This window comes from Streptomyces sp. NPDC038200 (genome assembly GCF_055600785.1).
In genome coordinates this window covers 128131-140770 of the sequence record NZ_JBVJYH010000002.1, presented here as the reverse complement: position 1 = coordinate 140770, position 12640 = coordinate 128131, and the positions used below count along the sequence as shown (strand labels likewise).

The 12640-nt window shown below is 73.1% G+C and carries 12 protein-coding genes; 5 read left to right on the top strand and 7 right to left on the bottom strand.

Annotated features, from left to right (window positions below; all coding sequences use genetic code 11):
* Nucleotides 1-285 precede the first annotated feature (285 nt).
* The gene (locus ACZ7KF_RS05825; RefSeq protein ID WP_471070014.1) at nt 286-1368 is read left to right on the top strand and encodes a serine hydrolase domain-containing protein; all 1083 of its coding nucleotides are present in this window, start codon (nt 286-288) and stop codon (nt 1366-1368) included.
* An 87-nt stretch (nt 1369-1455) separates the two neighbouring features.
* Here ACZ7KF_RS05825 and ACZ7KF_RS05820 read toward each other — a convergent pair whose 3' ends face one another.
* The 3 genes from ACZ7KF_RS05820 to ACZ7KF_RS05810 form a co-directional block, all read right to left on the bottom strand.
* Complete coding sequence (locus ACZ7KF_RS05820) at nt 1456-2199, bottom strand: PIG-L deacetylase family protein (RefSeq protein WP_471069702.1); 744 nt, start codon at nt 2197-2199, stop codon at nt 1456-1458.
* A 128-nt stretch (nt 2200-2327) separates the two neighbouring features.
* Complete coding sequence (locus ACZ7KF_RS05815; RefSeq protein WP_471069701.1) at nt 2328-3629, bottom strand: alpha/beta fold hydrolase; 1302 nt, start codon at nt 3627-3629, stop codon at nt 2328-2330.
* Between the two features lie 98 nt (nt 3630-3727).
* A complete protein-coding gene (locus ACZ7KF_RS05810; RefSeq protein WP_471069700.1) occupies nt 3728-4753 on the bottom strand; it encodes a LacI family DNA-binding transcriptional regulator in 1026 nt (341 codons plus the stop codon).
* A 220-nt stretch (nt 4754-4973) separates the two neighbouring features.
* Here ACZ7KF_RS05810 and ACZ7KF_RS05805 point away from each other — a divergent pair, with 220 nt between their 5' ends.
* From ACZ7KF_RS05805 to ACZ7KF_RS05790, 4 genes are all read left to right on the top strand, one after another.
* Entirely contained in the window at nt 4974-5729 is a 756-nt protein-coding gene (locus ACZ7KF_RS05805; protein WP_471069699.1) for a (Fe-S)-binding protein, read from the top strand.
* A complete protein-coding gene (locus ACZ7KF_RS05800) occupies nt 5726-7204 on the top strand; it encodes a LutB/LldF family L-lactate oxidation iron-sulfur protein (RefSeq protein WP_471069698.1) in 1479 nt (492 codons plus the stop codon). The genes ACZ7KF_RS05805 and ACZ7KF_RS05800 overlap by 4 nt, the downstream gene beginning before the upstream one ends.
* Nucleotides 7201-7866 carry a LutC/YkgG family protein gene (locus ACZ7KF_RS05795; protein ID WP_471069697.1) on the top strand — a complete coding sequence of 222 codons (666 nt, stop codon included), beginning with the start codon at nt 7201-7203 and terminating at the stop codon, nt 7864-7866. The genes ACZ7KF_RS05800 and ACZ7KF_RS05795 overlap by 4 nt, the downstream gene beginning before the upstream one ends.
* A gap of 111 nt (nt 7867-7977) precedes the next feature.
* Entirely contained in the window at nt 7978-9132 is a 1155-nt protein-coding gene (locus ACZ7KF_RS05790; RefSeq protein ID WP_471069696.1) for an ABC transporter ATP-binding protein, read from the top strand.
* On the opposite strand, the gene ACZ7KF_RS05785 is transcribed toward ACZ7KF_RS05790, so the two are convergent.
* From ACZ7KF_RS05785 to hchA, 4 genes are all read right to left on the bottom strand, one after another.
* A complete protein-coding gene (locus ACZ7KF_RS05785) occupies nt 9055-10080 on the bottom strand; it encodes an ABC transporter substrate-binding protein (RefSeq protein ID WP_471069695.1) in 1026 nt (341 codons plus the stop codon). The genes ACZ7KF_RS05790 and ACZ7KF_RS05785 overlap by 78 nt on opposite strands.
* Nucleotides 10077-10748 (bottom strand): ABC transporter permease, encoded by a 672-nt coding sequence (locus ACZ7KF_RS05780; protein WP_471069694.1) that lies wholly within the window; start codon nt 10746-10748, stop codon nt 10077-10079. The genes ACZ7KF_RS05785 and ACZ7KF_RS05780 overlap by 4 nt, the downstream gene beginning before the upstream one ends.
* Nucleotides 10745-11425 carry an ABC transporter permease gene (locus ACZ7KF_RS05775; protein WP_471069693.1) on the bottom strand — a complete coding sequence of 227 codons (681 nt, stop codon included), beginning with the start codon at nt 11423-11425 and terminating at the stop codon, nt 10745-10747. Before ACZ7KF_RS05775 ends, ACZ7KF_RS05780 begins: the two co-directional genes overlap by 4 nt.
* 115 nt (nt 11426-11540) lie before the next feature.
* Nucleotides 11541-12425, bottom strand: a complete 885-nt coding sequence (hchA, locus tag ACZ7KF_RS05770; protein WP_471069692.1) for a glyoxalase III HchA — start codon at nt 12423-12425, stop codon at nt 11541-11543.
* Between the last annotated feature and the right edge of the window lie 215 nt (nt 12426-12640).

Sequence of the window (12640 nt, the reverse complement as noted above, 5' to 3'; positions counted from 1 at the left end):
CCGCGTGGGGACGGCAGCGTCGCCGCCGCTCTCCTGACGCGGACACCGCATCCGGGGCGCCCCCTGCCCCGTCGGCTGAGCGCGCCGGGGGACAGCCCCACCACGACCTGACCGGCCAGCAGGATCGTCGTGCCCGGTCGCGTCCCGAGATGCTGGGTCCGGCACAGACAGCCGGATTTCCCCTCATCCTCAAGGAGTCGACTCGTGCGTGAGCAGGCATGGCCGAGGTTCCGTTCGTGCGGGCGGCGGATTGTCCGGCGCAGCGTCGTACCGGTCACGGCCGCGATGGCCCTAGGCTTCGTGACGACGGGCGCCGTGGCGCCGCCCGCTGCAGGTGCCGCGGCCGGACCGGACTCCGTCCAGCGGGGCCTGAACACGCTGGTGCACACCGACGGCGTGCCTGCCGCGCTGGCGAGCGTCCAGGGCCGTGACGGCCGCACTCGTACCTATACCGCCGGGGTCGGTGACCTGGCCACCGGCGCGAAGGTGCCCCGGGACGGCCAGGTGCGGATCGGCAGCAACACCAAGACGTTCACCGCGGTGGTCGTGCTGCAACTGGCCGGCGAGGGGAGGATCCGGCTCGACGCCCCGGTCGACACCTATCTGCCCGGCGTCGTCCGCGGGGACGGGATCGACGGACGGCGGATCACCGTTCGCCGGCTGCTGCGGCAGGACAGCGGGCTTCCCGACTACAGCAAGTACCTCGGCGACGACATCCGCTCCTACGACCCCCACGAGCTCCTCGACCTCGCTCTCCGGCACGAGGCCGACTTCGCCCCCGGCGCGAAGTGGGCCTACAGCAACACGAACTACCTGGTGGCCGGCCTGATCGTGCAGGAGGTCACCGGCCGCCCCCTGGCCGAAGAGATCGAACGGCGTGTCATCGCACGCGCCGGACTGCGCCACACCTACTTCCCCGCCCCCGGCGAGGTGTCGATCCGGGAGCGCCATCCCAGGGGTTACTACCGGGATTCGGCAGGCGGGCCCCCGGTCGACGCCACGGAATGGGACCCTTCCTGGGCCTGGGCCGCGGGTCAGATGGTGTCCACCGACTCCGATCTGAACCGGTTCTTCACCGCGCTGCTGGCCGGCCGCCTCCTCCCGAAGGCCCAGCTCGACGCGATGCGCACCACCGTCCCCGCCGGCTACCCCTTTCCCGCCGGTGCCCGGTACGGGCTGGGAATCGTGAGCATGCCGCTGTCGTGCGGCGGTGTGTACTGGGGCCACGGCGGCAGCATGACGGGATACGAGACCCGAGGCGGCGCCACCGACGACGGCCGCGCCGCCGGCATCGCGGTGACCGTCCAGCCGAGCCAGGCGGTCAAGGAGCGCATGGGCCGCGTCGTGGACAGGGCCCTGTGCCGCTGAACCCCACGCCCGGACGGAGGACGGCCGGTCCCTCGGTGCCGGACCGGCCGGCTCGTGACACCGCCGGGCGCGGGCCCGCGGGCCGCCTCACCTGCCGAACACCTCGAAGGCCACCGCCGGTCGGCCACCGAACCGCTTGCCGGTGGCGGCGGTGGTCTCCGTCATGAAGTCCCGGACGTAGTCCTCCGGTTCCTGGTCGGTCAACGCCTCGATGTAGGTGCGGTGTTCGAGCAGCGAGCGCACCGCCCGTTCCAGGCCGGGCGTGGCGTCGACGGCGTGGGTGGGGCTGCTGGAGCCGGCGACGGCCACCCAGCGGACCCCGTTCCAGGGTTCGAGGCCCTGCTCGACGAGTTCGGGGAAGATCCAGCGGTTGCCGGCGTCGGCCGCGGCGTCCAGGGTGGCGCGGCCGACGGCGACGTGGTCGGGGGTGTTCCAGGCGACACCGCCCCAGGTGTCGCGGTGGTTGAGGGTGATGACGAGTTCGGGGCGGTGGCGGCGGATCGCGGCGGCGATGTCGCGGCGCAGCGCGAGGCCGTACTCGATCACGCCGTCCCGGTGGTCGAGGAACTCCACGCTGGTGACCCCGACGACGGCCGCGCCGGCCCGCTGCTCGCGCTCGCGCAGCGGACCGCAGACGGCGGGGTCGACGGTGTCGATGCCCGCCTCGCCCCGGGTGGCCAGCACATAGGCGACCTCGCGGCCGGCGTCGGTCCAGCCGGCGACGGCCGCCGAGCAGCCGTACTCCAGGTCGTCGGGGTGGGCCACCACGGCCAGGGCGCGCTGCCAGTCGTCGGGCAGGGGCTGCAGCTCGATGATCTTCGCCTCGGTCATGAGCGGCACCCTACGCTCCGCCGGGAGGAGCGCGCCGGGCGGCACCGCGCCGGGCGGCCGTCCGTCCGCGGCGCCGTCGTGGCTGGTCGCGCGGTTTCCCGCGCTCCTCCTCGGGGCGCCGCGCCCCCTCACACCTCGTCGCGGGCGAGCGCAAGCAGCCGGTCCAGGACCCTGGGCGCCCCCGCGCGCAGGCCGTCGTGCTCGAACTCGTCGGTGACCCAGGTGCGCAGGCCGCGGATGGTGCGGGCGGTCTCCAGCGCGTGGGCGGTGTCGACGTACATGTCGTCGTGGTAGACGGCCGCGGCGACGGGGACCTCGTTGGCGGCGAGGCGGGCGGGGTCGTACAGCGGGCGCCAGTCGGTGCGGGCGGCCAGCAGCTCGGCCGTCTCGCGCAGGGGCCTGAGGGCCGGGTCGACGTCGAACATCCAGGGGTGGACGGTCTCGCCGGTGAACAGCACCGGGCCGTCCCCGGTGAGCGCCTTGGCCGCGTCGAACTGCGGGAACTCCGCGCGGACGCGTTCGGCGGCCCAGGCGGTGGCGCGGGTGTCCTGGCCGTAGATCGACTCGTGGACGAGCGCGTAGAGGGGGTGCGCGGCGTACGACAGCAGGGCCTGTGCCTGTTCCTGGAAGGCGTCCGAGAGGTCCAGGCCGCCGGGTGTGCGGACGAAGGCGTCCTCCAGCAGGTGGTGCAGCCGGTGGCTGCCGTCGCTCGCGCCGAGCATCAGGCCCAGGGACTGGAAGGCCTCCACGGTGAAGCGGTAGCCGTTCGGCAGGACCACGTCGTGGGTGAAGAGGTGGTCGGCGATCCGGCGGGCCCGCTCCACGTCCTGCGGGTAGCGGGCGTAGTGCGCGGTGACCTTGCGCTCGACGCGCGGGTAGGCGGCCCGGTAGACGTCGTCGGCGTGGGCGTGCAGGGAGGGCAGGCCGCCGGTGACGATCGCGGTGTGCACGCCCTCGGGGGCGAGGGAGAGGTAGGACACCGTGCAGAAGCCGCCGAAGCTCTGGCCGAGCACGGTCCAGGGCGCGCCGCCGGTGACCTGGGAGCGGATGGCCTCGCAGTCGCGGACGATCGAGTCGGCGCGGAAGCGGGTCAGGTAGTCGGCCTGGGCGGCGGGGCCGCCGCGCAGCGGGAGCGTCTGCCGGGTGGCGGGCGTGGAGCGGCCGGTGCCGCGCTGGTCGAGCAGCAGGACGCGGTACTCCTTCAGGGCCCGGTCGAGCCAGGCCTGACGCCCGACGAAACGATTCGCCCCAAACCCCGGGCCCCCCTGGAGATACACCAGCCAGGGCAGGTCCTGCCCCGCCTTGTCGCTCGCCACCGCCTCACGGGCGTACAGCTCGATGGTCTCGCCGCCCGGGTCGGCGTGGTCGAGGGGCACGGTGAAGTGGTGGTCGGTGAGGACGACGCCGGGCTGGCGGTAGCTGGGGCTCAACGGGTCTCCTGGGCCGGACGGTACGGACGCGTCCCAGTTCAGCACATGTCCGCGGGCGGGCCGCACCCCGGGATCATGGATTGTTACTGAACTTCCGGTCAGCGCGCGACGAGGCTGGACCGGCGCACCACCAGTTCCGGCTGGAGCACCACCCGGCGGTGCTCGTGCGTCCGTCCGCCCTCGCCCCGCTCGGTCTCCTCCAGGAGCAGTTCGGCGGCCAGGGCGCCCAGCGTGACGGCGGGCTGGCGTACGGACGTGAGGGGGACGGCGGCCGCGGCGGCGAACTCGATGTCGTCGTAGCCGACGATCCCCAGCTCGTCCGGGACGGTCACGCCGGCCGCGTACATGGCCTGAAGGACACCGAGGGCGAGCAGGTCGTTGGCGCAGAAGACGGCGGTGGGGCGGTCGGCGAGGCCGAGCAGGCGGGCGCCCGCGTCCCGGCCGGCGGCCACGTCGAGGCGTTCGGTGGGCAGTTCGCGCAGCGCCTCGGGACCGAGCCCGGCCTCCGCCAGGGCGGTCAGCGCGCCAGCGCGCCGGTCGCGGACCTGGTCGAGGCCGGGCGGCCCGCTGACGTAGGCGATCGAGCGGTGCCCGGCGTCCACCAGGTGGCGGACGGCGAGCGCGCCGCCCGCCACGTCGTCCACGGAGACCGAGCACTCGGTGGTGCCCTCGGCGACCCGGTCGACCAGCACGAACGGGATGCCGTGCCGGCGGAAGGCGTCGATGTTGCGGCCGGTGGCCTCGGCGGGCGTGAGCAGCACGCCGCGCACCCGCTGCTCGGCGAAGAGCGAGAGGTACTCGGCCTCCTCGGCCGCGTTCTGCGCGCTGTTGCACACCATCACGCCGAGCCCCGCCGCCCGGGCCGCCCGCTCGGCGCCGCGGGCGACGTCCACGAAGAACGGGTTGCCCATGTCGAGCACGAGCAGCCCCATGATCCGGCTGCGGCCCGCCCGCAGTTGACGGGCCGACTCGCTGCGGACGTAACCCAGCCGGTCGATGGCGGACAGCACCCGGGCCCGGGTCTCGCCCGCGACGGTGTCCGGGCGGTTGATGACGTTGGACACCGTGCCCACCGACACTCCGGCGGCACGGGCGACATCCTTGATACCCACCGACTGGGCCATCGGGCTTCGGACCTCCGGGGAACGAGAGCGGCGGGACGACCTTCACATTACCGTCACGCCGGCAGGGCGAAGCCGGCCACGTGCGGCTCCCGTCTCAGCGACACCGGCCGGTGGCGGGCGGCGCAGGCCCGGCTCGCCGTGCGGTGAGCGGTGGTCTCCCGCCGACCGGGACCCGGCCACTACCCTGCACTCGTCCGATGACCCGTACCGAGGAGCCGCGATGCGTGTCGCCCTGTTCCTGACCTGTGTCAACGACACGCTGTATCCGGACACCGGCCGTGCCGTGGTGAAACTGCTGACCAGACTGGGCGTCGACGTCGACTTCCCGGCGGCCCAGACGTGTTGCGGGCAGGCGCACTACAACACCGGCTACCGGCATGAGGCCGAACCCCTGGCCCGGCATTTCTCCGATGTCTTCGCGGAATACGAGGCCATCGTGACCCCGTCCGGGTCGTGCGGGGCGATGGTGCGGGAGCTGTACCCGCGGATGGGCGAGCGGGCCCGGGACGAGGGGCGCGGGGACGCGCTCGCCCGGACGCTGGCGCCGGTGGTGCCGAAGACGTACGAGCTGACGGAGTTCCTGGTGGACGTGCTCGGGGTGACGGACGTCGGCGCCTGCTATCCGCACAAGGTCACCTACCACCCGACCTGCCACGGGCTGCGCGGCCTGGGTCTGGGCGAGCGGCCGCGCCGGCTGCTCCGGGCCGTGAAGGGACTGGAGCTGGTGGAGCTGCCGGGGGCCGAGGAGTGCTGCGGGTTCGGTGGGACGTTCGCGGTGAAGAACCGCGACGTCTCCGCGGCGATGGGCGCCGACAAGGTGCGCAACGCCGAGTCGACCGGCGCCGAGGTGCTGTGCGCGGCCGACAACTCCTGTCTGATGCACCTCGGCGGGACCATGACCCGGCTCGGCACGGACCTGCGGCCGGTGCACCTCGCGGAGATCCTGGCGAGCACGGAGGAGGAGCCGGCGGTATGAGCGGGACGTATCTGGGCATGCCCGCCTTTCCGCGGGCCGCGCGCGACGCCGTCAACGACCGGACGCTGCGCGGGAATCTGCGCCACGCCACGCACACCATCCGCGCCAAGCGGGCCCGGGCCGTCGCCGAGGTCTCCGACTGGGCCGAACTGCGGGAGGCGGGGAAGCGGATCAAGGATCACACTCTCCGTCATCTCGACCGGTATCTGGTCCGGCTGGAGGAGTCGGTGACGGCGGCGGGCGGGACGGTCCACTGGGCCGCCGACGCCGAGGAGGCGAACCGGATCGTCACCGACCTGGTCAAGGAGACCGGCGAGTCGGAGGTCGTGAAGGTCAAGTCGATGGCCACGCAGGAGATCGGGCTCAACGAGGCCCTCGAAGCCGAGGGCATCCGCGCCTACGAGACCGATCTCGCCGAGCTGATCGTGCAGTTGGGCAAGGACCGCCCCTCGCACATCCTGGTCCCGGCCATCCACCGCAACCGGGGCGAGATCCGGGACATCTTCCGCACCGAGATGGGCGCGTGGGGCCGCCCGGCCCCGGAGGGTCTGACGGACACGCCCGCCGAACTCGCCGAGGCGGCCCGACTGCACCTGCGGGAGAAGTTCCTGCGCGCCAAGGTCGGCATCTCCGGCGCCAACTTCATGGTCGCCGAGACCGGCACGCTGGTCGTGGTGGAGTCCGAGGGCAACGGCCGGATGTGCCTCACCCTCCCCGAGACGCTGATCTCGGTCGTCGGCATCGAGAAGGTGGTGCCCGCCTGGCGGGACCTGGAGGTCTTCCTGCAGACCCTGCCCCGGTCCTCCACGGCCGAGCGGATGAACCCGTACACGAGCATGTGGACCGGCACGACCGACGAGGACGGGCCGCGCGCCTTCCATCTGGTGCTGCTCGACAACGGGCGCACCGACGCCCTCGCCGACCGGGTCGGCCGCCAGGCGCTGCGCTGCATCCGCTGCTCGGCCTGTCTGAACGTGTGCCCGGTGTACGAGCGGGCGGGCGGGCACGCCTACGGCTCGGTGTACCCGGGCCCCATCGGCGCCATCCTCAGCCCGCAGCTGCGCGGTACGGCCAGCGACATCGACGCGTCCCTGCCGTACGCGTCGAGCCTGTGCGGGGCCTGCTACGAGGTGTGTCCGGTCGCCATCGACATCCCCGAGGTGCTGGTGCATCTGCGGGAGCGGGTGGTGGAGGGCGGTCCGGCGGTCCGGCAGGGCAACCGGGTGGTGCTCCGGCCGGCGAAGGGACACGCGGCCGAGCGGGCGGCGATGCGGGCGGCGGGCTGGGCGTTCACCCATCCGCGTGCCCTGCGCGCGGGCCAGCGGCTGGCCTCCCGGACCCGTCGGCTGCACCCGCGCACCCTGCCGGGCCCCGGCCGGGCGTGGACCGATAGCCGGGACCTGCCGGCCGTGCCGCCGGAACCCTTCCGGGACTGGTGGGAGCGCACTCGCGGCGGAGAGGACGGGACCAGGTGAGCAGCAGGGACAGGATTCTGGGCCGGGTGCGGCGGGCGCTCGCCGACGTACCCGCGGACGACGGCGCGTACGCGGAGGCCGTGCCCCGGGACTATCTGCGCGTGCACGGGGAGCGGACCACCGGGGAGACGGTGGAGCTGCTGGCGGAGAACCTGGTGGACTACCGGGCGGTCGTGCACCGGGCCGAGGCGGCGGACCTGCCGCACCTCGTGATGCGGCTGCTGGCCGCGCGCGGCTGCCGGGAGGTGCTGGTCCCCCCGGGGCTGCCCGCACAGTGGCTGTCCGCCGCCGATGCCGTGCGGATCCACGACCGGGCGGAGAGCACCGCCGATCGGCTGGACCGGGTGGACAGCGTGGTGACGGGCTGCGCGGTGGCGATCGCCGAGACCGGCACCCTCGTTCTCGACGGCTCCCCCGACCAGGGCCGGCGTCGTATCTCGCTGATCCCGGACCATCACATCTGTGTCGTGCGCGTCCCGGACCAGGTCGTCTCCTCGGTCCCGCAGGCCCTCGGACGTCTCGACCCGGCCCGGCCCTCGACCTGGATCTCGGGCCCGTCGGCCACCAGCGACATCGAACTGGACCGGGTGGAGGGCGTGCACGGACCGCGCACGCTGGAGGTGATCCTGCTCGGCGGACCGCACCCGCACGGTGGCCCGTGATCACCGTGGTGACGAGGGAGAGCCGAGCTGACGGCGGAGCGGTGAACGCCGGGTCCGCCGGTCGGGGCAGGGCGGGATGAGGCCCGGGGCGCGCTGCCGTAGCGTGGGGGAATGATCCGGTTCGAGCAGGTCACCAAGCGGTATCCGGACGGTACGACGGCCGTGGACGACCTCTCCTTCGAGGTGTCCGAGGGTGAACTGGTCACGCTCGTCGGGCCGTCCGGCTGCGGCAAGACGACGACCATGATGATGGTGAACCGGCTCATCGAACCGACCTGCGGCCGGATCTTCGTCGGCGGCGAGGACATCGCGGCCGTCGACCCGGTGCGGCTGCGCCGCCGCATCGGGTACGTCATCCAGCAGGTGGGCCTCTTCCCGCACCGCACGGTCCTGGACAACACCGCGACCGTGCCGGCGCTGCTGGGCTGGAAGCGGGCGAAGGCGCGGGCCCGGGCGGCCGAGCTGCTGGACCTGGTGGGTCTCGATCCGCGGACGTACGGGACGCGCTATCCGGAACAGCTGTCCGGCGGGCAGCGGCAGCGGGTCGGCGTCGCGCGGGCGCTGGCCGCGGATCCGCCGGTGCTGCTGATGGACGAGCCGTTCGGCGCGGTCGACCCGGTGGTGCGCGAGCAGTTGCAGGACGAGTTCCTGCGGATGCAGGCCGCCGTGCGCAAGACGGTGCTGCTGGTCACGCACGACATGGAGGAGGCCGTCCGGCTCGGCGACCGCATCGCCGTGTACGGTCAGGGCCGCATCGAGCAGTTCGACACGCCCGGCGCGGTGCTCGGGGCGCCCGCGACACCGTACGTCGCCGAGTTCGTGGGCGCCGACCGGGGGCTGAAGCGGCTGTCGGTGACCGTGATCGAACCGGACGACCTGGAACAGCCGCCCGTGGCCCGCCTGGACGAGCCCGCCGCGCGTGCCCTGGAGCGACTGCGGGCCGAGGGCGCCCGATGGGCCGTGGTCCTGGACGCGGGCGGTGACCTGCACGGCTGGGTCGGCATCGAGGAGCTGGGCGCGAGCGGCACGGTCGGTGACCTGGTGCACCGGATGACCGCCTGGGTACCGGTCGGGGCGCCGCTGAAGCAGGCGTTCGGGGTGATGCTCCAGTACGACGCCGGCTGGGTCGCCGTGCTGGACGGGGCGCGGTTCCTCGGCGTGCTGACCCCGGCCAAGCTGCACGAGGCGCTACGCCGTTCCGTGGACGCGGACGCGCGGGGCGTGAGCCGGGGGCAGGTGCCGTTCGACTCGGTCGCGGACGCCTGAGGCGGACTGCTTCAGCAGGCCCTTGTCCGTCAGATAGGTGCGCGCCACGTCGGCCGGCAGCCGGCGCCAGCTGTCCACCTGCTGGTTCATGGCGGCCAGGTCGGCGGTGGTGAGCACCTCGTTGAGCCTGCCGAGCGCCGTGGCCACGCCCTCGCTGCCGGCGCGGGAGCGGTTGACGACCGGGACGACGTGGTCGGCGTTCTGCAGATGCCTGTCGTCGGCGAGCAGGACCAGGCCGAACTGGTCGAGGGTGGCGTCCGTGGTGGTGGTCAGCACCATCTGGTCCCGGCCGTCCTGGACGGCCCGCTTGGCGGGGGTGGTGCCGACGCCCTTCGGGTCGACCGCGATGATGTCGATGCCGTACACCTTCCTCAGCCCCGGTGCGCAGTACGGGCGCTGCACGCACTCGTCGCCGGCGGCGAGCCGCACCTTCAGCTTCGCGGCGCCGAGGTCGCCGAGGGTCTTGAGGCCGTGCCGGCGGGCGTAGTCGGCGCTCACCGCGAAGGCGTTCTGGTCGACGGCACGGCCCGGTGGCAGGACGGTCAGGCCGCGGGGCGCGGCGAGTTTCCGCAGGGCCTTCATGGTGGCGTCGAGGTCGGGCGAGCCGACCGGCCGTGCGTCGGCGCCGTGGGTCTTGGCGTTCAGCCAGTCGGCGAAGGTGGCCGCGTACTCCGGCACGACGTCGATCTGGCCGGACTCCAGGGCCGGTTCGTACAGCTCCCGGTTGGCGACCGTGAGGATCGAGGTCCGGTAGCCGGCCTGGTTCAGCAGCAGCGCGTACATCTGGGCGAGCAGGTCGCTCTCGGTGAAGCCGGCCGAGCCGACGGTCAGGTGGTGGCTGTCGCCGGGCGATGCGGTGACCGCGCCGCGGTTCTCCAGGGAGGGACCGGTGGTGCAGGCGGTGAGGACGAGGAGTGCGGCCAGGCTCGCCGCGGCACGGCCCCTCACCGGCCGCCCCGCACCCACGCCGGGGCCAGCCGTTCGACGGCCTCGAAGACGCCCTCGACGAGGAGGGCGAACGCGGCGACGAGCAGCGCGCCCGCGACCACCTGGGGCGTGCTGGCGAGGTTGAAGCCCGCCGTGATGATCCGGCCGAGGCCGCCGCCCCCGGCGAGCGCGGCGATGGTGGCGGTGGCGACGAGCTGGACGGCGGCGATCCGCACGCCGTTGAGGATCAACGGGAGCGCGAGGGGCACTTCCACGTGGAACAGCGTCTGCCGCCCGGTCATGCCCATCCCGCGTGCCGCCTGTACGACGCTCCGGTCGACCTCGCGCATGCCGACGTAGGCGTTGGTGAGCAGCGGTGGCACGGCGAACAGCACCAGGGCGACCACCGTGGGCCCCTCGCCCCACCTCCCCACCGGGGTCAGCAGGAGCAGGACCAGGACGGCGAAGGTGGGGACGGCCCGGCCGACGTTGGAGATGTTCACGGCGAGCGCGCCGCCCTTGCCGAGATGGCCGAGGACGAGGGCGACGGGCAGGGCGATCAGACAGCTCAGGAGCAGGCAGACGACGGTGAGCGCCAGGTGCTGGAGCAGCCGGTCCCGGATGCCGTCCTCGCCCGTCCAGTGCGCGGGGTCGGTGAGCCAGGCCCAGGCGGCGGTGAGCGTCCTCATGCGCGGGCCGCCCTGGCCCACGGGGTGAGCAGCCGCTGCACGCCCAGCAGGAGCAGGTCGGCGGTGACGGCGATCAGCACGCACAGCACGGACGCGGTGAGGACCTGGGCCTTGAAGTAGGTGTTCATGCCCGCGTAGATGAGGTTGCCGAGGCCGCCGAAGCCGACGATCGCGCCGACCGTGACCAGGGAGACCGCGGAGACGGTGGCGATGCGCAGGCCGGCCATCGCGGCCGGCAGGGCGAGCGGCAGCTCCACGGCGAGCAGCAGGCGGACGGGACCGTAGCCGAGGCCGCGCGCGGCCTGCCGGGTCTCCTCGGGGACCGCGCGCAGGCCGGCGAGGATGTTCCGCACCAGCAGGGTGAGCGAGTACAGCACGAGCCCGGCGACGACGAGGGTGGCCGAGAGGCCGTACAGGGGCAGGAGCAGGGAGAACATGGCCAGCGACGGGATGGTGTAGAGGACCGTCGTCACGGCGAGGACCGGTCCGGCGGCCCAGCCCCAGCGGCGGGCGAGGACCGCCAGCGGCAGCGCGACGGCCAGGCCGATCAGGACCGACAGGAAGGTCAGCTGGAGGTGCTGGACGACCGCGTCGAGCAGGATCTGGCGGCGGGTGCTCAGATAGGCCCCGCAGATCCATTCGTTGCGCGCGAGGCAGTCGTCCGGGGGCGCGGTCACGGCTCCATTGGACCGGGCGGGAGAGGGGGTCGGCGCGTTGTGGTGGCCCGTACGGGGGGGCCGTCCGAGGCAGCCGCACGGGGCGGGGGCGGCCGGGGGGCGATCGGGGCGGGTGTCAGTTCGTGGTCCTGCGGACCTCTGCGACGAGCGCGTCGGCCGCGAGCAGGCCGAGAGCGTGGGAGGCGAGAGGGCTGTCGCCGGTGAGCAGTCTGCGGTCCTGGTGCGTCCTGCCGGTCATGTCGTCGTTGACGACGGTCAGTCCCTGCTCGCGCAGCAGACCGGCGACGAGCCACGGCAGACGGCCGGGGAGATAGCCGATCTCCAGGTTGGGGCCTTCGTCGAGGGCGTCGGGGAAGACGCAGACCTCGTACCCCTTGAACGGTGATTCGTCCTTGCCCAGGGAAGCGGCGAGCAGCGAGGCCGGCCCGTGGCACAGGGTGATGACGAATCTGTCGTTCGCCAGGGCCCAGTCGAGGGTCCCGGTCACCGCCTCGGCGGTGGGCAGACCGACCACGGCACCGTGTCCGCCCGGGATGAAGACGGCGATGTAGTCCGAGTCCTCACCGAGGTCGTCGGCGACGACGTCGGCGAGGTCCCTGGGCTGCTTGAGCTTCGGCTTGAGGGCCTCGTACGCGGCCGTGACCGCTTCGTCCTCGTCCGGCATGGCCCAGAGTTCGAGCTTCGCCGGATAGCCTCCCACCGTGGCCACGTCGATGCCGAAGCCCGCCTCCATCAGGTGGTGGGCCGGCAGGAGCATCTCGACGGGATGGTTCCCGGTGGAGAACATCCTGCCGTTCTCCAGCAGGACGTAGCGCTCCGCGGCCGCGACCATGAGGACCTTCCACTTCCCCCCGGTGTAGGCGCCCTTGTGCCGTACACCGTCGAAGTCGGTCTTCGAGGACGTGTACTGGCTCAGCGAATACGGTGACGGGAAGAACGCGTTGTCCTCCGCCTGATCCGGCGTGGGTTCCCTGCTCGGTTCGTCCGTGGCGGATGACATGCCGACGACCTGCTTTCCTGACCGGCTGAGGGTTCGGCAGGGGCTGTGTGACGGGGGTGCCACCGGGATGGAACGGATCCGATCATCCATGCGCAAGACGCTGTCTCGATGCTAACGCGCCCGCATCGCCCCGGCAGCTGGAGCTGGCGGGGGCACAGCCGACGGACACCGCGGGGCGCAGCCGACGGACACCGCGGGGGCCCCTTCCCGCAGGG